Annotated in this window: 19 protein-coding genes; 5 read left to right on the plus strand and 14 right to left on the minus strand. The window is 74.2% G+C overall.

What is annotated here, in order from left to right:
- Nucleotides 1-38 precede the first annotated feature (38 nt).
- The 6 genes from ACIQK6_RS34810 to ACIQK6_RS34835 form a co-directional block, all read right to left on the minus strand.
- Nucleotides 39-1856 carry a DUF2201 family putative metallopeptidase gene (locus ACIQK6_RS34810; RefSeq protein WP_329107510.1) on the minus strand — a complete coding sequence of 606 codons (1818 nt, stop codon included), beginning with the start codon at nt 1854-1856 and terminating at the stop codon, nt 39-41.
- Between the two features lie 2 nt (nt 1857-1858).
- On the minus strand, nt 1859-2920 hold the full coding sequence (locus ACIQK6_RS34815) for a MoxR family ATPase (RefSeq protein WP_329097617.1): 1062 nt from the start codon (nt 2918-2920) through the stop codon (nt 1859-1861).
- Nucleotides 2921-3023: 103 nt separating this feature from the next.
- A complete protein-coding gene (locus ACIQK6_RS34820; protein ID WP_329097618.1) occupies nt 3024-3467 on the minus strand; it encodes an SRPBCC family protein in 444 nt (147 codons plus the stop codon).
- Between the two features lie 41 nt (nt 3468-3508).
- Nucleotides 3509-4894 (minus strand): amino acid permease, encoded by a 1386-nt coding sequence (locus ACIQK6_RS34825; protein WP_329097619.1) that lies wholly within the window; start codon nt 4892-4894, stop codon nt 3509-3511.
- A gap of 75 nt (nt 4895-4969) precedes the next feature.
- Nucleotides 4970-7408 (minus strand): phage holin family protein, encoded by a 2439-nt coding sequence (locus ACIQK6_RS34830; RefSeq protein ID WP_329097621.1) that lies wholly within the window; start codon nt 7406-7408, stop codon nt 4970-4972.
- A gap of 125 nt (nt 7409-7533) precedes the next feature.
- Complete coding sequence (locus ACIQK6_RS34835; RefSeq protein ID WP_329097623.1) at nt 7534-7938, minus strand: hypothetical protein; 405 nt, start codon at nt 7936-7938, stop codon at nt 7534-7536.
- Between the two features lie 120 nt (nt 7939-8058).
- Between ACIQK6_RS34835 and ACIQK6_RS34840 the strand changes: the two genes are divergently transcribed.
- Together ACIQK6_RS34840 and ACIQK6_RS34845 are read left to right on the plus strand one after the other, a co-directional pair.
- The gene (locus ACIQK6_RS34840; RefSeq protein ID WP_329097624.1) at nt 8059-8835 is read left to right on the plus strand and encodes an MBL fold metallo-hydrolase; all 777 of its coding nucleotides are present in this window, start codon (nt 8059-8061) and stop codon (nt 8833-8835) included.
- Complete coding sequence (locus ACIQK6_RS34845) at nt 8832-9461, plus strand: VTT domain-containing protein (protein WP_329097626.1); 630 nt, start codon at nt 8832-8834, stop codon at nt 9459-9461. The genes ACIQK6_RS34840 and ACIQK6_RS34845 overlap by 4 nt, the downstream gene beginning before the upstream one ends.
- 27 nt (nt 9462-9488) lie before the next feature.
- Here the strand turns inward: ACIQK6_RS34845 and ACIQK6_RS34850 are convergent, their stop codons facing one another.
- Entirely contained in the window at nt 9489-10454 is a 966-nt protein-coding gene (locus tag ACIQK6_RS34850) for an SMP-30/gluconolactonase/LRE family protein (protein WP_329107512.1), read from the minus strand.
- Nucleotides 10455-10906: 452 nt separating this feature from the next.
- On the opposite strand from ACIQK6_RS34850, the gene ACIQK6_RS34855 reads away from it, so the two are divergent.
- Nucleotides 10907-11368 (plus strand): MarR family winged helix-turn-helix transcriptional regulator, encoded by a 462-nt coding sequence (locus ACIQK6_RS34855; RefSeq protein WP_329097628.1) that lies wholly within the window; start codon nt 10907-10909, stop codon nt 11366-11368.
- A 15-nt stretch (nt 11369-11383) separates the two neighbouring features.
- Here the strand turns inward: ACIQK6_RS34855 and ACIQK6_RS34860 are convergent, their stop codons facing one another.
- The 3 genes from ACIQK6_RS34860 to ACIQK6_RS34870 all read right to left on the minus strand — a co-directional run bounded on the left by ACIQK6_RS34860 (nt 11384) and on the right by ACIQK6_RS34870 (nt 14546).
- Nucleotides 11384-12556: an MBL fold metallo-hydrolase gene (locus ACIQK6_RS34860; RefSeq protein WP_402696565.1), complete on the minus strand. Its 1173-nt coding sequence runs from the start codon at nt 12554-12556 to the stop codon at nt 11384-11386.
- A gap of 31 nt (nt 12557-12587) precedes the next feature.
- Nucleotides 12588-13805: an aminotransferase class I/II-fold pyridoxal phosphate-dependent enzyme gene (locus tag ACIQK6_RS34865; protein WP_329097632.1), complete on the minus strand. Its 1218-nt coding sequence runs from the start codon at nt 13803-13805 to the stop codon at nt 12588-12590.
- A gap of 168 nt (nt 13806-13973) precedes the next feature.
- Nucleotides 13974-14546, minus strand: coding sequence for a TIGR03086 family metal-binding protein (locus ACIQK6_RS34870; protein WP_329097633.1), 573 nt, complete (start codon nt 14544-14546; stop codon nt 13974-13976).
- Nucleotides 14547-14744: 198 nt separating this feature from the next.
- Between ACIQK6_RS34870 and ACIQK6_RS34875 the strand changes: the two genes are divergently transcribed.
- Complete coding sequence (locus ACIQK6_RS34875; protein WP_329097636.1) at nt 14745-15581, plus strand: methyltransferase domain-containing protein; 837 nt, start codon at nt 14745-14747, stop codon at nt 15579-15581.
- Between the two features lie 90 nt (nt 15582-15671).
- The gene (locus ACIQK6_RS34880; protein ID WP_329097638.1) at nt 15672-16091 is read left to right on the plus strand and encodes a hypothetical protein; all 420 of its coding nucleotides are present in this window, start codon (nt 15672-15674) and stop codon (nt 16089-16091) included.
- Here the strand turns inward: ACIQK6_RS34880 and ACIQK6_RS34885 are convergent.
- The 4 genes from ACIQK6_RS34885 to ACIQK6_RS34900 all read right to left on the minus strand — a co-directional run bounded on the left by ACIQK6_RS34885 (nt 16078) and on the right by ACIQK6_RS34900 (nt 20605).
- Nucleotides 16078-18051, minus strand: a complete 1974-nt coding sequence (locus ACIQK6_RS34885) for a DUF5107 domain-containing protein (RefSeq protein WP_329097640.1) — start codon at nt 18049-18051, stop codon at nt 16078-16080. The genes ACIQK6_RS34880 and ACIQK6_RS34885 overlap by 14 nt on opposite strands.
- Nucleotides 18052-18116: 65 nt before the next feature.
- Nucleotides 18117-19016, minus strand: coding sequence for an arginase family protein (locus tag ACIQK6_RS34890; protein ID WP_329097641.1), 900 nt, complete (start codon nt 19014-19016; stop codon nt 18117-18119).
- Nucleotides 19017-19088: 72 nt separating this feature from the next.
- Entirely contained in the window at nt 19089-19847 is a 759-nt protein-coding gene (locus tag ACIQK6_RS34895; RefSeq protein ID WP_402696569.1) for a hypothetical protein, read from the minus strand.
- Nucleotides 19844-20605, minus strand: coding sequence for a hypothetical protein (locus tag ACIQK6_RS34900; protein WP_329097643.1), 762 nt, complete (start codon nt 20603-20605; stop codon nt 19844-19846). Before ACIQK6_RS34900 ends, ACIQK6_RS34895 begins: the two co-directional genes overlap by 4 nt.
- Between the last annotated feature and the right edge of the window lie 289 nt (nt 20606-20894).

Consider the following 20894-nt stretch of genomic DNA (forward strand, 5'->3'; position numbering starts at 1 on the left):
CCGCAGGTCGGGGGCGTTCTGCGTCCGGCCGGGTCAGGTCAGGTCAGGCGGAAGACGGGACCCTTGGGGGTGAACGGCAGGGAGGCGCCCTGGGGGATCAGGTACGCGTGTTCGCGCCGGATGCGCAGGGTGTCGCACCAGCCGTCCGTGATCACGAGCACCGGGGCCCCGGGCGGGAAGTCCTCCGCCCGTTGCAGCAGGTCGACGCCCGGCTGCAGCTCGGTACCGCCGCGCCCGCGGACCCGTACCCGGCCGGCGATCTCGGTCGGGGGCAGATAGCCCGCGTCGTACGGCGCCGCGTCGCAGAAGACGACCCGTGCCGCCGGTACGTCCCGGGCCTCGGCGTACGAGGCGATCGCACCCAGTGCCTTGCCGAGCAGGGCGGCGTTCATCGACCCCGAGGTGTCGAGCACCACGCCGAAGGTGCAGCGGGCGATCTCCTCGGGCGGGAAGTAGCGGCCCGCCCGCGGGATGTCCGGGGTGGATGCCTGGCGGCGCGCCGGGCGCGCGAAGCTCCGTACCGGCTCGGGGCGCGGCACGTGTTCGTCGAACCAGCGGGCGAGCCGGGCGTCCCACGGGACGGGCGGGTGGGCCAGGGCCCGGATCTCCTGGATCAGCCCGGCGGGCAGCAGGCCGCGCTCCCCGTAGGTGTGCAGGTCGAAGCCCTGGACCAGGCCGCGCCGGTAGAACTCGTCCAGATCGGTGTACGGCGCGCTGCCCGGGTGGGGCAGCGGCTCGCCCAGGATGTCCCCGCGGCCCTTGCCGCGCAGGGTGGCGAGGCGGCGCATCCGGCGCAGATCGGTGGCGATCCGGTCGTAGACCTCCTCGACGGAGAGGTCCCTCAGCTCCGGGTCGTACAGCAGCCCGGCGGGCATCTCGCCGACGCCCATCTCGACGAGCCAGCCGTTGACCACGTAGTCGGCGGCCACGTTGTGCAGGTACGGGTCCCGGGCGCCGCGGCGCTCGCCGTGGCGCAGGGCGGCGTGCAGCATCTCGTGGGCGAGGATGAACCGCCATTCCTCGTCCTCGAAGCTGCGCAGCGGGTTGACGTAGATCTCCCCGGCGGTGGCACTCACCGCGGCGACGTCGATGCCCTGGGCGCGGGCCAGCTCGGCGTCGGCGACGATCTTCAGGCCGCTGGCCAGGCCGCCGAGGAGCGGGTACGAGGAGACGAACCAGTTCAGCGCCCGGTCCCACGGGCGCTGTGCCACGCGCTCCCCCGTGACCCGGTCGCGGCGCCCGCCGGCGACCTCCATGGCGGCGGAGACACTGCGGGTCAGGGCGTGCGCGAAGGCGGTCTCCCAGTCGGGGACCGGGGTGGAGTTCCATGCGCGCCAGGTGACCAGGAGCTGGTCGGGGTGGTCGCCGGCGGTGCCGCAGAGTTCGTACGCGGCGGGGACGCCGTCCCGGCGCCAGCGCGCCGCGAGCAGTTCCTCGTCACCGCCGGGGTACTCGGCCGGGAGGTCGTCCGGGGGCCGCAGCGACGGCTGGGTCAGCAGGAATCGGTTGACGACGGCGCAGCGGGCGGCGAGGTCGAAGCGGTCGGGCTGCACGCGCTTCTCGGCGGCCGCGGCCGGGACGTGGCCGAAGCCGAGGTGGAGCAGGGCGTGGGCGAGGGCCCAGGCCCAGGTCCGGGGCTCGACGCGCAGCCCGGAGCGGACGTGGAGGACGCCGTTCGAGTCCACGGCGACCAGGCCCGCGTCGGGTGTCCCGGGGCAATTGCGCTGCTCGCACACGCTTCCGCCGACGGCAGCGAGGGCCGGGTTCCGCTTGACCAGGGCGAGCCCCTCGGCGAATGCCTGGGCGGCGGGGTCGGGCGGGACGGCCTTCTTCGGCTTCGGCCGGGGGCGCGACACGCTCACCGGCGGGCCTCGACCAGGCGCGGCATGTCCCGGGCGGCCTCCACGAGGAACCAGGAGGGCAGCACGGGCAGGCCGTCGGCGTCGTCGGCGATGACGGTCTGCGCCACCTCCACGGAGATCTCGGCGAGCTGGACCAGCAGCGCCTTGGCCCGGTAGGCGGTCTGGCGCAGGGCGGGCGAGACGTGCTCGCGCTGCGCGGGCAGCTCTTTGACCAGGCGGCCCCGGAAGGCCTCGGCGAGGTAGTAGAGCAGGTCGCGGTCGGCGGGGCGGGTGGGCCAGGAGGCGTCGCCCTTCATGATCGCCTCGATGCCGAAGCTGTGCCGCACGATCTTGGCGTAGCCGCAGAAGGAGACGGCGTGCGCGGGGGTGAGGGTGCCGTGCACGATCACCTTGAGGGTCTGCTCGTCCAGTTCCGCGCCGAAGGAGTGCAGGGCGTCGGAGAGCATGTGCCAGGACCGCGGGGTGGAGAAGGGCTCTTCCGTCTTGGGCGGCTGCGACCAGAGGTGGTCGGGGCGGTCGGTGAGGTAGTCGGTGACCCAGGGGTGGATGCCGTGTTCGCCGGCCCAGACCAGCCAGTCCCCCGCCGACGCCTGGAGGTGGACGTGGGTGAGGCGGTTGACCAGCGCGGAGGCGATCGGCCGGGCCAGCGCGTTGTCGGTGGCCCGGTTGCCCGCGCCGATGACGATGGAGCCGGCCGGCAGCTCGTAGGAGCCGATCCGGCGGTCGAGGATCAGCGAGTAGAAGGCCTTCTGGACGTCCGGACTCGCGGCGTTGAGCTCGTCGAGGAAGAGGCAGTACGGCTCGTCGCGGGCGATGGCCTCCGGCGGGCAGAAGACGGACCGGCCGCCCTGGATCTGCGGTACGCCGATCAGGTCCTCGGGGGCTAGCTGGGTGCCGAGCAGGCTGACGCACTCCAGCCCCAGCGCGTCGGCGAACTTCCTGACGAGCGAGGACTTTCCGATGCCGGGAGCCCCCCAGAGGAACACCGGCCGGACGGTGGCGAGGCCGAGCAGCAGTTCGGGGATCTGGGCGGGGGTGACGGTGACGGCGGCCTGCACGGGCGTGGATGTCCTCGGGGGGTGTGGCGGATGTGTGGTGCGGCCAGTGTCGCCGCACCCCACACCCCGGGGCATCCGGTTTTCGCCCCCCGGACGCGCGCCTTCAGGGGGTTTCGAGGAGGTGCTTGAGCTTCGCCTCGCCCCGGGGCATCTCCTTGCGGACCATGGGCCTGACCACGAGGGGTACGAGGGCCCGGCCCAGGCCGTGGCCCTCGAAGTCGACGTCCAGGGTGAGGCGGGAGCGGGCCCCGCCGTCGAGGGGTTCGACGGTGCCGCGCACATCGGTTCGTACCGGCCCGTCGACCCCGTGCACGTGCCAGCTCCTCGGCGGGTCGAGCTCCACGAACTCCATGGTCGTGGGGACCCGCCGGCGGCCGATCTGCCGGGTGACGAGGATCCTCGAACCGACGTGCACGGGAAGGTCGCCGATCGGAACGGCGGACACGGCGCTGTCCTGCCACTCCGGCAGGTGCGTGGGATCCGTCAGGTACGCGTAGACGTCCTCGGGCCTGCGGTCGATGTCGATGCTCTTCCTGAATGCGGACACGGTGACCCCTTGGCGCCCCCTGGGCGGTCCCTCTTCCCAAGCTACTCCGCGGGTGACGCGGCGGCGCGGTGCTTCTTCGCGGACATGGCGGCGTAGACGAGGACGCCCGCGAAGAGGAAGAGCACGCCCTGGTAGACGGCCGCGTAGCCGGAGCCGGCGACCAGCCACATCGAGAAGCCGAAGGCGAGGGCGGCGAGGACGCCGTCGCGGGCCAGACGGCCGGGGTGGACCCGCTCGCGCTGCCCGGAGAGCAGGAAGTAGATCTGCGCGGCGGTGGCCAGCAGGTAGGGGACGGTCGCCGTGAAGGTGGTGATCAGGACCAGGCTCTCGAAGACGCCCTGGGTGCCGGCCGTGTAGTTGTAGACGGTGAGGGCGGAGGCCAGGGCGACGGTGACGACCACGCCGACGACGGGGACCCCGCGCTTCTTCGTTTCGAAGGCCTTCGGGAAGAGCCCGTCCTTGGCGGCGGCGTACGGGGTCTGCGCGCTGAGCAGGGTCCAGCCGTTGAGGGCGCCGAGCATCGAGATCACGGCGGCGCAGGCGACCACGGTGCCGCCCCAGGTGCCGCCGAACATGGCGTTGACGGCGTCGGTGAAGGGGGCCGTGGAGGAGACCAGCCGATCGTGGGCGACCAGGCCGAAGACGGCGACCGTGCCGAGCAGGTAGACGGTGGCGGCGCCGACGGTGCCCAGGACCGTGGCCCGGCCGACGTTGCGCGCCGGGTCGCGGACCTCGCCCGCGCTGACGGTGGCGGACTCGACTCCCAGGTAGCTGAACAGCAGGATCGCCGCGGAGGCGGAGACCGCGCCGGCCGCGCTCTGGTCGGTGGCCCGGAAGGGGCCGAGGTTGGCGGGGTCGAAGAAGAACAGCCCGCCGACGGCCACCAGGAGCAGCGGGGCGAACTTCAGCACGGTGGCGACTACTTGCACCGCTCCGACGTAGCGGGTGCCCGCCAGGTTGGAGAGGGCCGGGAGCCACTGGACGGCGAGGGCGGCCAGGCACATGGACCACTTGTGCTCGCCCGCGGCGGGGAACAGCACCGTGAGGTAGCCGACGGCCGCGACGGCCAGCGCCGCGTTCGAGACCCAGGCGGTGATCCAGTAGCTCCAGGCGGCGAGGAAGCCGGCGAAGTCACCGAAAGCGGCGCGGGCGTAGACGTAGGGGCCGCCGGTCTGCGGGTGGCGTTCGGCGAGCCGGCCGAAGACCAGGGCGAGGGCGATCGCGCCGGCGGTGAGGACGGCGAACGCGACGAGGCTGATGGTGCCGAAGGGGGCCACCGAGGCGGGGAGGAGGAAGATCCCGCCACCGATGATGTTGCCCATGACCAGGCAGGTCGCGACGGGCAGGCCGAAGCGGCGTGCGTGGGGGTCGCGGCCCTGCTCGGGGGGTGCGGCAGCCTCGGCGGGCAGGGTTGCGGTGCTGGTCATCGGTGGTGCGCCTCGGCTTGTCTCACATGGTGGGCGGGTCGACATATGGTCGACCACCGTGCGGGACGTACCAAATCAGCGGGTTTCGTCCCGCGCGGGCAACCCATCGGAAGGAAAGATTCCGCCAACTGGGGCTTCCGGCGGAGAATCCTGCGGCACCGCACGCGGGGGCCGCTCGCCCGGACCGGGCACGGGCGGCGACCCACCGGCGGGATCCGGGGGCGACCCACCGGCCAGGTCCACGGGATGCCGCTCGACCGGGTCCACGGGATGCCGCTCGACCGGGTCCGGGAGCCCAGGCCCCGGTGCTCCTCCCGGACCCTCGGCATCGGCTGGGGCGCCGCACCTCCACGACTTTGTCCCGGGGCACCCGGGGGATACCGCGGTCACCTCCCGAGCGTGCCCGGTACGCGGTCCGGCCGGCGCCTCGCGGGCCGCCGCGAGCGGCGCCGCGGGCTCCTGCGCCGATCCGCCCACCGGCGGAGCCAGGGCCGCGGCCACCGGTACCTGCGGCCCGTCCGCCTCCCGCAACCAGCACCGCAGCACGGCGTGCACCGCCTCCGCGCCGGCCAGCTCCTCCCCGGGGTCCGACAGTTCCGAGGGCCACATCAGGAACGGGTGCCCCTGCTCCCCGCCCAGCCCGCCGTGCGAGCCGATCTGTTCCTCGAAGGCGTGCACCGCGCCCGTCTGCGGGTCGTACGCCGAGTTGACCATGACGTCCGCCACGTGCGGGAAGGCGTCGGTGCGCCGGACGGCCTCCGCCGCACCCGGGCCGAAGGGGGCCAGCAGTTCCTCGGCCTCCCCCGGGACGTCAAGCCGGGCCGCCCTTCCGTCCCGGCCCAGTACCACCCCGTCCACCAGCAGGAACCCCACGCCCGGATGGTTCGCCAAGGTGGTCAGCAGGGCGGGGTGCGCGCGCTCGACGCCCGCCCGCGACGCCCGGCCGGGGATGTCCGGGAAGGAGATCAGGCCGAGGTTGCCCGAGGCCAGCACCACCGGGTCGGAACCCGGGCCCGGGTGCGCCTCCTCGCCCTCTTCCACCGGCCGGTGGAGCGCCGCGAGCACGGCCGCCCGGGCCTCGGCCCCGCTGCGGGTACGACCGGCCCGGCGCGGGACCGGCAGCCCGCAGCCCGCCCGGACCAGGTCCCCCAGGGTCAGCCCGTACCGGCCGAGGAAGGTCTCGCCGGGGCTCTGGCCGTGGTCGGAGAGCAGCACGATCCGGTACCGGCGCGGCGCGTGCTCGGCGACCCGGGCGATCAGCGCGAGGCTCCGGTCCAGGCGTTGCAGTACCCGGTCGGTGTCCCGGCCGCTCGGGCCCGAGTGGTGCGCGACCTCGTCGTAGGCCACCAGGTCGGCGTAGACCGCGGAGCGCCCGGCGAGCATGTCGCCGATCACGGCCGCGACGACCACGTCCCGTTCGACGACGGTCGCGAAGGCCCGGATCAGCGGGTACAGCCCGCCGCGCGACACCCGTGGCCGCTCCCCGCGGATCCGTGCCCGCAGCGACTGGACGACCTCCCGGACCGCCTCCGCCACGAAGGACACGGCCGTACGGACGGCGTTGGCCGGATCGGAGAAGTACGCGAAGTAGCCCGCGCGGGACCGGTTGGCCCGCCCCCGACGGGCCGAGACCGACAGCACCAGCGCCAACTGGTCGGCCCCGCCGCTGAACAGGTTGCCCCGGCTCGCCCCGTCCAGCGTGAGCAGTCCGCCGTCCCCGGTGCGCGCGACGGCCCGCCGCTGGAGCTCGGCGGCGCTGGTCGGCCGGTTGCAGACCATCACCTCGCCGGTCTCCTTCTCGAACCAGCGGAAGGCGGGCACGTCGAAGTTGGAGCCGTGCAGGATCCCGAGCTGGCTGGCGCCGGTCTGGCTCGACCAGTCCGTGCGCCAGGACCGGGCGCGGTGGTCGCCCTCGAGCAGGCCGGCGACGGTGGGCATCAACCCACTGCCGCACGCGCGGCGCAGCTCCTCGTACCCCACGCCGTCCAGCTGGAGCATGAGCAGGCCCGGCGGGGTCCCGGCGGCCCGGGACGGACCCGCCCTGCCCTGCCTGCGGCGGCGCCGGTCCGCGAGGCGGTAGAGCCGCCGCCGGTAGGCCTCGTCATCGCGCACGGCGAGGGCGGTGGAGGTGGCCGACGCCACGGCGGACATCACGGCGGCGACGACCACCGCGGTCTCGGGGGCCACCTCGCTGCGGCCGTCCGGGATCAGGTCGAGCGCCACCAGCAGGAGCGAGCCGTTGAGGAAGAAGACGAGCAGCCCGAGCACCAGGGCGGGCACCAGCAGCAGGGCCCGGACGAGCACCGGCCAGACCAGCGCGCTGAGCAGCCCGAAGGCCCCGGCGGCCCAGGCCGCGGTCAGCCCGATCTGCGTGATGCTGTCACCGTCGTCGGACTGGAGCCGGAAGTCCGGCAGGATCCCGGCGAGTGCGAGCATCGTGAGGGTGGACACGGCCCAGACCAGGAGCACCCGCACCAGGGAGCTGCCCGCGGTCCGCCACCGTCCTCGCCCCACGCCGCCACCTCCCGCGCGCCCCGTCCGTCTTCCAGGCTCGCACAGCCCGGCGCACCCGGTCGGGGCGCGCGGGAGGTGGCGGGACGGGGCGGGTCAGGCGGCCGGTCGGGTCAGGTCAGGTCGGGTCAGGTGCCGTCGTAGCCGGCGGTCGGCATGGACAGCCTGCGGTGCACCTCGGCCTTCATCGCGGAGGTGTACCGGGGCTCTTCGCCCCCGGCGGTCTCCAGCCGTACGCCGCGCCGCTCGCACTCGGCGGTGAACTCCTCGACGGAGCGCAGCGCGCGGGCCAGCACCCGGTCGTTGGCAGCGACGAAGAGGTCGACCTGCCCGGTGTCGACGTCGGACCAGAGCCCGCAGTGGTCGGCGCGCAGCCCGTAGACCAGCAACTGCTTCGTCACGACGTAGCCCCGGTCGGCGGCCCAGCGCGCGCACATGGAGTGCTGGCCGCGGGTGTCCACGGCGAACGGGTCGGCGTCGAGGTCCTCGAGCGGGGCCAGGCTGGTGATCGCGGCCACGCGCAACTCTTCCATGCCGCCGGACCCTACTCCGATACTCCGCGGTAGAGGAGGGGGCTGCCGAGATCCGCTTCCGAGCGGCCGCGCGGGGCAGACTCTAGGCTCGGGAACGGGGCGCGAGGGAGGGAGGTCCGGGTGCCGGTGGAGATCACCTGGTGGGGTCATGCCACGTGCACCGTCGAGGACTCCGGGGTCCGGCTGCTCACGGACCCACTGTTCGCGCGGCGGCTCGCGCACCTGCGGCGGCGGCGCGGGGCGGTGCCCCCGCCCGAGGCGTCCGTGGCCGACGTGGTGCTGGTCTCCCATCTGCACGCCGACCACCTGCACCTGCCGTCGCTGGCGCGCCTCGCGCCCGGCACCCGGCTGCTCGTGCCGCGCGGGGCGCGCCGGGCCGTGCCGGGGCTGGCTCGGGTCGCCGGGCTGCGCGGGCTGGCCGTGACGGAGGTGGTGCCGGGCGAGGAGGTACCCGTACGGGACGGCGTGCGGATCCGGGCGGTCGGCGCGCGGCACGACGGACGGCGGCTGCCGTTCGGGCGCCACCTCTGCCCGGCGCTCGGGTACGTGGTGCGGGGCGCGGCGCGGACCTACTTCGCCGGGGACACCGGGCTGTTCGACACGATGGCCGAGGAGGTCGGGCCGGTGGACGTGGCCCTGCTGCCGGTCGGCGGCTGGGGACCGTACCTCGGCCCGGGGCACCTGGACGCGGGGCGGGCGGCGCGGGCGCTGGCCCGGCTGGCGCCCGCGGCGGCGGTCCCGGTGCACTACGGGACGTACTGGCCCGTCGGGCTGGACGCGGTGCGTCCGCACGAATTCCACGCCCCGGGCGAGGAGTTCGAGCGGCTCGCGCGGCAACTGGCGCCCGAGGTGACCGTACGGGTGCCGCAGCACGGCGAACGGGTGCGGCTGCCGTGACGTGGCGCGAGCTCGCGGCGGCAGCCGGCCAGGTACCGCCGGAGAGCACCCAGCAGGCGGTGGGGTACCCGGCGCTGTTCCTGCTGGTGGCCCTGGGTGCGCTGGTGCCCGTCATCCCGACCGGTGCGCTGGTGAGTTCGGCGGCGGTGGTGGCCTTCCACCACCAGTCGCCGCCCTACGGGGTGCTGCTGGTGTTCGCGGTGTCGGCGCTGGCGGCCTTCACCGGGGACGTGACGCTGTACTGGCTCGGGCAGCGCGGGGTGCGCTCACGGGGCGGCTCGCGCTGGCTGGAGGCGCTGCGCGGCCGGGCCGCACCGGAGCGACTGGAGCGGGCGCGAACGGGGCTGGACGAGCACGGGGTACTGGTCCTGGTCCTCTCGCGGCTGGTCCCGGCGGGCCGGATCCCGGTAATGCTGGCCTGTCTCCTGGCGCAGGTGCCGCTCCGCCGCTTCGCCCGTGGTGACGCCCCGGCCTGTGTGGCCTGGGCGGCGACGTACGCTCTGATCGGCATCCTGGGCGGCACCCTCTTCGCGGAGCCCTGGAAGGGCGTGGCCCTGGCCGTGGGCCTGGCCCTCGCGATCAGCGCGGGGCCCGCGCTCTGGCACCGCCTGCGACCGCGGCCCTGAGCGGGCCCTCGCCTCCCCCACCGGCTCCTACCGGTCCCGGCCGTGTCCCGGCTGTCCCGTGTGTCCCGGGTGTCCCGGCCGTGCGGCGGCCGGTGGGAACGCGAGACCCGTCGGCGTGTTGAGGCCGGTGGAGGCGAGCGTGACCTGTCCGCCGCCCGTCTCGTGGACCCGCACCACCCGGTTGTTGAAGCCGTCGGCCACGTAGAGGTGGCCGGAGCCGTCGAGCGCGAGGCCGAGCGGGGAACTGAGGCCGGTGGTGGGCACCGTGCTCTGCGCACCGCTGCCCACGGCCACCCTCACCACCCGGTTGTTGCCGCTGTCGGCGACGTAGAGGTCACCGGCGGCGTTCGGGGCCAGTCCGGTCGGCTGGGAGAGCCCGGTGGTGGGCACGGTGCTCTGGCCGCTCCCGTCCACGGCCACCTTGACGACGCGGTCGTTGACGAAATCGGAGACGTACAGCTCCCCGCCGGATGCCCACGCCAGCCCCCAGGGGTGCAGCAGCCCGGTGGTGGGGACGGTCGTCTGGGGCCCGCCGCCGGCCGGCACCTTCACGATCCGGTCGTTGAAGCTGTCGGCGATGTAGAGGTTCCCGGCCGGGTCGACGGCGAGCCCCAGCGGGCGCGACAGGTCGACGGTGGGAACCACGGCCTGCTCCCCGCCGTTCGGGGGCAGTACGAGGACCCGGTTGTTGCCGGTGTCGGAAACGTAGAGCCGGCCCGACGCGTCCCAGGCCAGACCGGTCGGCCGCACCAGGCCGTCGAGGGGGACGGTGCCTTGGTCCCCGCCGTCCGCGGGCAGGGCCACCACCCGGTTGTTGCCGTAGTCGGACACGTACAGGGGCGGGCCCGCGGGCGACCGTACGTCGCCGGGCGGCGCGGCGCCCGCCGTACCGGCGGGGAGCGCGCAGAGCACCAGCAGCGCCACCGCGGCGGCCAGCCGCCGGCGCCACCGCCGGGCGGCCGGGGGCGCGTACGTTCGTGACTCGGCCGCCATGCGTTCCACGACTCACCCACCTGATCCGGACGGTCGGCCGGCCCGGTGCCGTACCCCCGTCGACCCTAGGAAGCGTCGGGCGCGGGCGCGGGAGCCACGCCACCGGAGCGGCCGACGGCCACTCCAATGCCCGGGGAGGGAGGTTCGGGACGTGGGGGGGCGAGGCCGGCGCAGACCTGGTCGTGGAGGGTGGGCAGCATGGCCCGGGCGGTGGTGGCCGTCGGGCGGGAACGCTCATCACGACCGTCGCGCTCGGCCCCCGAGACGGGTGGAACCAGCCAATTTCAGCGAGGAAGTGCGTCCCCCACACCTTCCGCCGCACCCCCGACCCCTCTCCGCGGGGGCGGGATCGGGACGGGTCCGACCCGGGGGGCTGGACCTCAAGTGCGCTTGAGTTCATAGGGTCTTGGGAAGGGCACCAGGCTGCACCACCAACGGGGAGTTGATCCGCCATGGAGTACTCGCACGATGACGCCGAACTGATCCGCCAGCCCATCGGCTACTGGAGCTGGGCCGCCTACGAGGCGGTCGTGAACCGCACCCGCGGCGCGCTCGCCGGACTCGGCACCAGCCAGCCCCAGTGGTGGATCCTCGCCCGGGTCGCCCTGGCGGGCGACGAGGTCAGGACCCGGGAGGGGGTGACCGAGACCCTGCGGGGGTACCTCGCGGTGGGCGAGGGGGCGCTGTCCGAGGAGATGGACACGGTCATCGTCCAGGGCTGGATCACCCAGGACGCCGAAGGGCGCCTGGAGATGACCCCCGAGGGGCGAGAGTTCTTCGCCGAGGCCTCCGCCCTGCAGGGGGACCTGTGGGACGAGCGGCACGCCGGGATCTCCGACGAGGAGTACCTGATCACCCTCAAGGTGCTCCAGCGGTTCATCCACAACGTGGGCGGGCAGGCCTGGCACCACTGAACCCGCCTGGCCGCGTCAGTCGCCGGCCCCGGTCCCGGCCCCGGTCCCGGCGCCGGTTTCGGACCCCGCCCCGGTCCCGGCTCCGGTCCCGGACGTCTCCGGGGCCAGCGTGCGGGAGGCGCCGATCGGCAGGTCCCAGAGGTCCTCGCGCGGGAGGCCGGCCCGGTGCCAGGCGGCCAGGGTGCGGTGCAGGGGTTCCGTGACGGGTTCGGCGGAGAGGACGAAGGTGGCCCAGTGCATGGGGGCCATCCGGCGGGCGCCGAGGTCGAGGCAGGCCCGGACGGCCTCCTCCGGGTCGGCGTGGACGTCGCCGAGCCACCAGCGCGGGGCGTACGCGCCGACGGGCAGGAGGGCGAGGTCGATGCCGGGGTGACGGCGGCCGATCTCGCCGAACCAGTGCCCGTAGCCCGTGTCACCCGCGAAGTAGAGCTTCCGCGGAGCCGCACTCAGGGTGTCGGTGAGGATCCAGCCGCCCCACAGGGACCGGCAGGTGTCGATCAGCGTCCGCTTCGACCAGTGGTGGGCGGGGACGAACTCGAAGCGCACGCCGCCCAGTTCGACCGACTCCCACCAGTCGAGGTCGGTGACCCGGGTGAAGCCGCGGCGGCGGAACCAGCCGGCCAGGCCCGCCGGTACGAAGAGGGGCGTGTGCCGGGGCAGCCGCTTGAGGGTGGGTGCGTCAAGGTGGTCGTAGTGGTTGTGGCTGATCACCACCGCGTCCACCGGTGGCAGGTCCTCCCAACGCACCCCGACCGGGGTCATCCGCGCCGGGGTGCCGAGGATCCGCCGGGACCAGACCGGGTCGGTCAGTACGGTCAGCCCGCCGGTCCGCAGTACCCAGCTGGCGTGTCCGACCCAGGTGACGCAGACGCTGCCGGGGGGCGCGGGGGGCAGCGGGCCGGGCCCATACGGAAGGTCGGGAATGCCGCGCAGGCCCTCGGGACCGGGCCGGAAGGCACCCTCTCGGGCGAGGCGGGCGTAGCCGCGGACCCCGGGCAGCGGGGTGGTCAGCCGGTCCACGAACGAGCGCGGCCAGCGGCGGTGTTCGCCGAGCGGGCGCGGCGCGGACGCACGCTCCGGTACCGCGGGGGCGAGGTCGGGTGCGGAGTCGGCTGAAGGGGCCGGGGCAGCAGCGGAAGCGGGGGAAGTAGCCGGGGCGGGGGCGGCGGTGTCCGTCCGGTCCCTCATCAGGAAGTCTCCGTTCACCGGGGTCGGGTGGTCAGGCCAGCCCGGCCAGGACTGATCCGAGGAGTTCGAGGGAGTCGCGCACGTGCGGGAGCCCGAGCGGATCGCGGGCGGTGAGCGTGGCCAGCCGCTCCTGCGGGGTGGCGCCCAGCAGCGGCCCGGTGGACAACCGCACGCGCAGCGCACCCAGTTCGTCGGCGAACCGCTGCCCGCCCGGCGTGGGCGCGCCGAGCCGGCCGCCGAGCCAGTCCTCCAGTTCCATCGCGTCGCCGACCCCGTGCCGGGCGAGTCCGGCGCGCAACGGGGTGAGGTCGGCGTACAGGTGCCGGCCGGCCTGCGGGGGCCGGGCCAGTGCCCCGGCCTCCGACAACCGGCGGTGAGCGGCGGCGGCCACCACCCCGTGCAGGGCGGCTGCGGCGTACGCGCGCCCGGCGACGGCGTCGGGTTCGTCGAGGGCGTGCGCGGCGGCCGCCGCGACCGGTCCGGCGACCATCGCCCCGGTGGCGGTCAGGACGTCGAGGGTACGGGCGCGCAGCCAGGTCCCGCGCGGGGTGTCGGGGAAGCGGACGACGGCGGCGGGCCAGCCGGCCGGCAACAACGCACCGGCCAGGTCGACGAGGACGGCCGCCCGTTCGGGGAGCATCTCGGCGGGGCTCAGGACCAGGGTGTCGTGGGGCCGGTGGACGGTGTCGCGCCAGCTCTCGTCGCTGACGACGAAGAGTCCGGCGGAATCGGCGGCCTCGCAGGCCTCGCGCAGCAGCTCGGGCGGCGGCACGGTCGCGGTGGGGTCGTCGGCGACCGACAGCAGCAGCACGCGCGGGTCGCCGCCCTCGGCGCGCACCCGCCGGACGGTCTCCAGCAGGGCGTAGGGGTCGGGTACTCCGCCGCACTCGGCCGGGGTCGGCACGTGGTAGGCCCGCCGTCCCAGCAGTCGGACCTGCGGGGTCCACCAGGCGGGACAGGGGCGGGGCAGCATCACGTCCCCGCCGTACGCCCCGAGCAGGGCCAGGAGCAGTGCGGGGGCTCCGGGGCCCGCGGCCACGCTCTCGGGTGAAGTGGCGAGCCCGCGCCGCCCCCAGTGCCGGCAGGCGGCCTCCCGTACGGCCTCGCCGCCGCCCGGAGGCTCGGGGGCGGCGCGTCCGGCGGCCGCGGCGAGGACGGAGACCAGCTCGGGGAGCACGGGCAGGCCGGGCTGGGGGGCCGGCGGGCCGTACCGGACCGGGCCTCGGCCCTCCGCCGCCGTGCGCTGCATCCCCGCCACCGCCCTCCGCCTTCCGCGCTCGCCCTGCCACGCCCGTCACGCCCGCCACGCCACCGGCCGAGCTCGCGACGCCCCGCCAGACCTGACCTTTATACGATTATTTAAGGCCTTATGCCTGTTATGAAGGATTCCCACCCCTCACACCTCGGCGCCCGTGCGTCAGCCCTCGCGACCCACCATCGCCAGGAGCCTGGCCTGCGCGTCCGCGCCCGCCGGGACCTCCACCGGCGCGGCGTACGCGCCACTGGCCGCGAGCCCGTCGGCGTACGGCATGATCTCCTTGATCGAGAACTCAACGAGGCCGTCGGGCAGCCGGTCCCCGGCCCCGATGCCCCGGGCGAGGTCCCAGGCGTGCACGACGCAGTCGGCGGTCAGCTCCGAGCAGTACGCCGATCCGAGCGCGGGCCCGTACGACAGGCGCACGGTCCGGTCCAACGCGCCGGACGCCGCGAAGGCGGCGTGCGCGGCGGCCGAGGCCCGGTCCCAGGCCGCGACCGGGTCGTCGCCCAGCACGTCGCCGGAGAACCGGTCCGCCAACTCCTCGACGGTCCGACCCTCGGTGACCAGCGGCGGGATCCAGAGCTGCTCCGCGGTAACGTGGTTGACCAGCTCCCGCACGTTCCATTCCGTGCACGGGGTCGGCTCCCCCCACTGGTCGCCGCGGACGTCACGCACCCGTTCACCGAAGAGCCTCAGCGCCTCGGCGTGCCGTTCGAGCAGCGCGTCCGTCATGACCCTCACCGCCCTCCGCCCTGCGAATGTCCCCCTGCAGCCACTCTCCTCGCACCCGCATCGCCCTGCCACCGCCCCACCCCCTCCCCTTGGCACGCAAGACATCTGTCCATATGTCAAAACGCCAATCTCGAATGACGAACTGATCGTCTACGGTGGGAGCAACGCTTCGACGGGGAAACGAGGAGGGGTCCGACCATGAACGCCGCCAGGGAAGCCGCAGCCGAGGAGACCGCCGTCTACACGCACGGCCACCACGAGTCGGTGCTGCGCTCGCACCGCTGGCGCACCGCCGAGAACTCCGCCGCGTACCTGATCGGCGAGCTGCGCGCCGGGATGCGGGTGCTGGACGTCGGCTGCGGCCCGGGCACGATCACCGCGGACCTGGCGGAGCTGGTCGCGCCGGGCGGCCACGTCACCGCCGTCGACGCCGCCGAGGACGTCCTGGTGCAGGCCAGCGCGTTCGCCGAGGAGCGCGGCCTGGGCGACGCCGTGTCCTTCGCCACCGCGGACGTCCACGCGCTGGACTTCCCGGACGACTCCTTCGACGTGGTCCACGCCCACCAGGTGCTGCAGCACGTGGGCGATCCGGTCCGGGCGCTGCGCGAGATGCGGCGGGTGTGTCGACCGGGCGGGATCGTGGCCGCGCGCGACGCCGACTACGCGGCGATGACCTGGTACCCGGCCGCGCCGGGCCTGGACGACTGGCTGGGCCTGTACCGGCGGGTGGCCCGCGCCAACGGCGGCGAACCGGACGCGGGCCGCCACCTGCGGGCCTGGGCCCGGCGGGCCGGTTTCACGGACGTGACCTCATCGGCGACGGCCTGGTGCTTCGCCACCCCGGAGGAGACCGCCTGGTGGTCGGCCCTGTGGGCAGACCGTACGCAGGCTTCGACGTACGCCGCGGTCACAACCCGGGGCGGCCACGCGACGGCCGCGGACCTGGCGGCCGTCGCCGACGCCTGGCACGCCTGGGGTGCGGACCCCGACGCGTGGTTCTCGGTCCTGAACGCCGAGGTCCTGTGCCGGGTCTGACGCGGTAGGAGCTCGGCTGCGGGGATGTCAGCGGCTTGATATAGCGTGCGCACGTCAATCAGTACGTCACGCGCACCGGGGGACACACCCATGACCCATCCGCCGCAGGGACCCTCGCCCCAGCAGGAGTCCACCCAGCCGGCGACGGCGCAGTCCCGGAGCGGGGGCATCGGCGTCCGGAAGGTCCTGGGGATCGCCGGGGCCGTGGCCGTCCTCGCCGCCGTCGCCGTCGGCTACTTCCTCAGCCAGGACGGCGCCGACCGCGCCGCGGCCGGCGACTGCCTCAAGAACAACGGGGACCCGATCTTCCCCGACCTGCGCGTGGTCGACTGCGGCGACGCCGACGCCCTGTACAAGGTGGTCCGGGTGCTGCCCGACACGGTGGACACCGCCAGGTGCCAGGGGGTGTCGGACATCGGCTACGAGGAGCAGGCCGACAGGGCCCGGCACAAGTCCGGCAAGCAGTTCGTGCTCTGCCTCGACGGGATCGACGGGATCAAGAAGAAGTAGGCGGCCGCATCCGGAAGTCGTAGCGCGCGGGCAGCGGACAGTCGGTGAGGGCGGACCAGACCTCGGCAAGGGTCTCCTCGCCCTCCCGCAGGTCCGGGAGTTCGAAGCCGTCCTCGAAGACCCGGCGGGCCGCCCGCACGTGCCCCTCCGCGGCGAGGAGCCGGGCCGCGAGGAGCCGGAAGCGGCCCTGCTCGCGCAGGGCGGGCCGCAGCCGGTCCCAGACGGCGCGGGCCTGCGGAAGCCGGCCCGCCGCGAGGAGGGCGGCCATCGCCTCCTGGCCGAGCGCCGACTCCGCGGCCGTCCACGGCTCGCCGCCGCGGCTCTCCGCGGCCAGGTCGTCGAAGGCCGCCGCGAATCCGTCGGCCGCCCGCGCCGCGTCGCCCGCCAGGGCGTCCGCCACCGCCAGGCACCGCAGCAGCGGCCACCGCGAGGGGGCCAGCGCCAGCCCCCGCTCCCAACTGCGCACCGCCTGGGCCACGTCCCCGGCGTGCCACTGGGCCACGCCCAGGTGGTACTCCGTCAGCGGATCCGCCGGGGCCGTCTCCAACATGTCCCGCCAGTGCGCGGCGACCAGGCTCGGTCCCGGCGGGACCGCTCGGCGCGGGGCCGGCAGGACGCCCGTGCGCCAGAGTTGGAGCCACGGCTCCTGCTCCTCCCCGAGCACGTCCTGCGCGAAGGGGGTGCCCGGCAGTTCGAAGCCCCCGCACAGCAGCTCCAGCGCGCCCCAGCCGGAGCCCCGTGCCAGCCGCTCCCCCGGATCGGTGTCGGCGCGGCCGCGCCACGCCTCGTACGCCGCGTCCACGCGCTCCCGCGGCAGTACGGCGTCCAGCGCACCCTCGGCCGCGCCGCGGGCCGCCGCCCAGTCCTCGCCGTGCACCTTCGCCGGATCCGCCGACAGCGGCCCGTACGCCTCCAACCAGCTGAATTCCGCCCCGCCCTCCAGCCGTACGTGCTCCAGCTGGGTCCGGGCCAGTCCGGCCTGGATCTCCGCGTAGCCGCCGGTGCCCGGCTCGGTCAGCCACTCCTGCCAGCGCCGGCCGCCGTCGCCCGCGCCCCACACGAACAGCTTGCGGCCGCTCAGCCGAGCGGTGGAGGTCTGCACGAGCCCGTGCCCGGCGGCGTCCAGGGCGGCGATCCAGGGCCGGGCCCCGTCCTGGACCTCGTAGAAGAAGTCGGCCGGGTACTCGCCGCGCAGCGGGTACGTGCGGTCCGCGCCCTCCCACTCCGGTACGGGGACGCGGCGCAGCGCGCGCTCGTATCCGAAGTGCCAGGCCTCGTCGGCGGGGGCGAGCACCCGGGTGCCGGAGTCCTCCGGGACGGCGATGTTGGACCACCAGTACACGGGGGCGGGCCGCTCGTGCGGGTTGCGCACGCGGACGCCGACGTAGAGGAACTCCGAGTCCTCCGGCAGCCACAGGTCCACCTGGAAGGGCAGGTCGCGCAGGCGCTCCCACTCCCACAGCCGGACCATCTCGCCCCCGTCGGGGGCCGGGACGAGTGCGGCGTGCACCGGGGCGCAGGACAGGGTGGTGTGCCCGGTCGCACCGGTGTTCCACTCGATGCCGCCGGAGAACCAGGCCCCGTTGAGCGCGAAGTTGGCGGGCTGGAACACCGGGTTGCGGTAGAGGAGTTCCCGCCCGGTCGGTAGGTGCACGAGCGAGTGGACGCGCCCGCCCAGGCCCGGGAGGACGGTCACCCGCAGGTGGTCGTTCTCGATGACGATCGACTCGAACTCCCGCTCCGCGCGCTCCCGCCCGTACCCGTCGCGGATCCGTACGGGCAGCAGTGAACGCAGTGGCTCGTAGCCGATCTGCCGCGCCATGTCGCGCGGCATCCCTTCGCGCGCACGCTCGTCCAGGGTGTGCGCCTCGTCGGGCGCGCGCAGGGCGGGCAGCGGATTGTCCGCGCCCAACGGGGCGGCGGGAAGGGTCAGTACGGCACGTCGGACGGTGGTGGCCATGAAGGAAATGGAACACGCCACGGCGGCCGGTGCACAGGGGTTCCGCGGATCACCACCGGTCAGGATTACGCAAAGGCGCCCGCGACCAGGTCGGCGAGGAGGGCGCCCGCACGTCCGTCCGGATCCAGGTCCGGGTCGTAGATGGTGACGTTGAGCCCGGCACAGCGCGGCGAGCCCACCAGGACGGCGAGCAGTTCGGCGAGTTCGTCGGGGAGCAGGCCGCCGGGGTCGGGGCTGTCCACGGCCGGCATGACGCCCGGGTCCAGCACGTCGGCGTCCAGGTGCACCCAGAACCCGGCCGTGTCCGGCGGGTGCAGCCCGTCCAGTGCCGCCCGGGCCACCGGTCCCGCGCCGCGTCGGCGGATCTCCCCGACGGTGGCGACGGAGATCCGGGCCGCGTGCAGCTCGGCGAGGTCCGGGTCGCCGTCGCGCAGTCCGAAGAGCCGTACGTCCTCGTCGCGCAGGTAGGGGCCGCGCCCCTCCAGGTCGGCGAGATCCGCCTGGCCGCGGCCGGTGGAGAGGGCCAGCTCCTCGCCGCCGGCGGCGCCGACGGGGCCGTTGACGGCCTCGTTGCCGGGGTGGCGGAAGTCGGCGGAGCCGTCGATCGCGGCGAGGCCGTAGCGCCCCAGGCGGCGCATGGCGAGGGCGGCGCCGAGCTGGATGGAGCAGTCGCCGCCGAGCACGACGGGGAACTCCCCCGCCCGCAGGTGCCGTTCGATGCGATCGGCGAGGGTGACGGTGTACGCGGCGAGGGCCTCGGCGTGGAACACGCCGTCGCCCTCCCGCCAGTCGCCGCGGTCGTAGCGGGGCGGCACCACCACCCCGCCCTCGACGGCACCAAGCCGGGCCAGCAGGCCCTGCTCACGCAGGGCTCCGGCCAGCTTGTAGACACCCGGCACGACGCCGGGCGCGGGCGGGCGCAGCCCGAGGTTGGAGGGGGCGTCGAGAAGCACGAGGGTTCGCATCCCCCCATCCTGTGCGATGCGCCCCCGCCGGGCCCGGCATTTCCCCGGCGCCGCTCCACCGGGCCGGCCGCGTCACCGGTTCCCGTAGTCCTCCACATAGGTGGCGATCAGCGCCAACAGGGCATCGGCCCGGTGGCGGTCCTCGCGCTGGTTGCGCAATGCCTCGTCGACGGCCCGCAGCCGGGCCAGGGCTGCCGGCACACCGTCCACCAGGTCGTCGACCACCGGATCGGTCACCAGGTCCAGGCACTCGGTGAACAGCCGACGGGTAGCAGGAGACGGCGGGGCGGGATCCGGATCTGCGTATCCGCTGGTCAGGTACCGCACGGGGTCGGTCAGGCTCCAGCCGACCACGACACCGCGCTGGACCAGGAGCGCTACGTCGGGTGCGATGCCGATGCGGGTCTCCAGCGGCTCGTCGAGGACGTCGAGGTCGCGCAGACAGGTCAGCACGGCGTCCCCCGGGGCGCGGCAGAAGTCCGTGGTCACCTCCAGGCGGAAGTCCCGCACCTCGTCCGCGCGAAGACCGCCCGGGCGGACAAGGGGTTCGGCAGGGACGCGCGCGGAGTCCTCCTCGTCGACGACCCACCTGGGCAACTGGAGCTCGGCGGCGACCAGTTCCCGGCTGAGCCGGTCGAAGCGGAGCTCGTCGGGCGTGTCCCACAGCCACTGCCCGCTGCCGAAGGTCCCGCCGCCGAACCGCTGCCCTTCCTCCACGTCCGCGTACGGCGCGACGCGCACGCAGAAGTCCCGGAAGTCGAAACGCGGGGCGATGTCCAGGGGCTCCCCCGCCACCGTCGCGGTCCAACCGTCATCGATGGTGAGTTTCACCCGTTCCCGTAGTCCTCCACATAGGTGGCGATCAGCGCCAGCAGGGCATCGGCCCGGTGCCGGTCCTCACGCTGCGCGCGCAGCGCCTCATCGGCGGCCCGCAGCCGCGCCAGGGCGGCCGGCACACCGTCCACCAGGTCGTCGACCACCGGATCGGTCACCAGGTCCAGGCACTCGGTGAGCAGCCGACGGGTGACAGCATGTGGCGGATTGGGGTCGGGGGCTGCGAATCCGGTGGTCAAATACCGGACCGGGTCGGTAAGGCTCCAGCCGACGACGGTGCCGTTCTGGACCAGGAGCGCCACGTCCGGCGCGATGCCGACGCAAGCGTCCAACGGCGCGTCGAGGACATCGAGGTCACGCAGACACGTCAGCACCGCATCCCCTGGAGAACGGCACAACACCGTACACGCCTCGTGTCGGAAGTCCCGGACCTCATCCGCACGCAGCCCGCCTGGACGGAGCACGGGAAGGACGGGAACGCGTGAGGAACTTTCGCCATAAGCGGAGACGTACGGCATCTGGAACTCAGCACAGACCAGCTTCCGACTGTCCGGGCTGAACCGGAAGATGTCAGGCGTGTCCCATAGCCAGTCCTGGCTGCCGAAGGTGGACGTGAAGAAGCGCTCTCGTTCCTTCACATCCGAGTAGTGAGCGATATCCACGGAGTCGCCTGTGAAGCGGGGAGTGAGGGGCATCGGGTCGTCTGTCACCGTGGCGGTCCAGTCGCCGTCGAAGGCCATTCGCATGCCGGACATCACCTTATCTGATCTGCTTTGCGGGAGGGTGGAATCCCTCCTTGGTAGGGATCCTGCCTTCCACGATGGCTTCATGGGTAACCGGCCCACCGGGGTCCGTAGGACTGCCGCCGAGCGCCGTCACTCCGGATCCTCCCTTGGTGCCTGACGGTCCGTACGCTGTGATCGCCTGGCCCTGGACCGGGCCGGGTCCATGAGCTTCTTCGATGTGGCCACCGATCGGGTGACGGTCCGTGAAGCGAAACGAGCGAGGCCCCCGGGCTGTTGATCGAGATGTCTGACGTCTCAA

This window comes from Streptomyces sp. NPDC091682 (assembly GCF_044756625.1).
GTDB lineage: Bacteria > Actinomycetota > Actinomycetes > Streptomycetales > Streptomycetaceae > Streptomyces.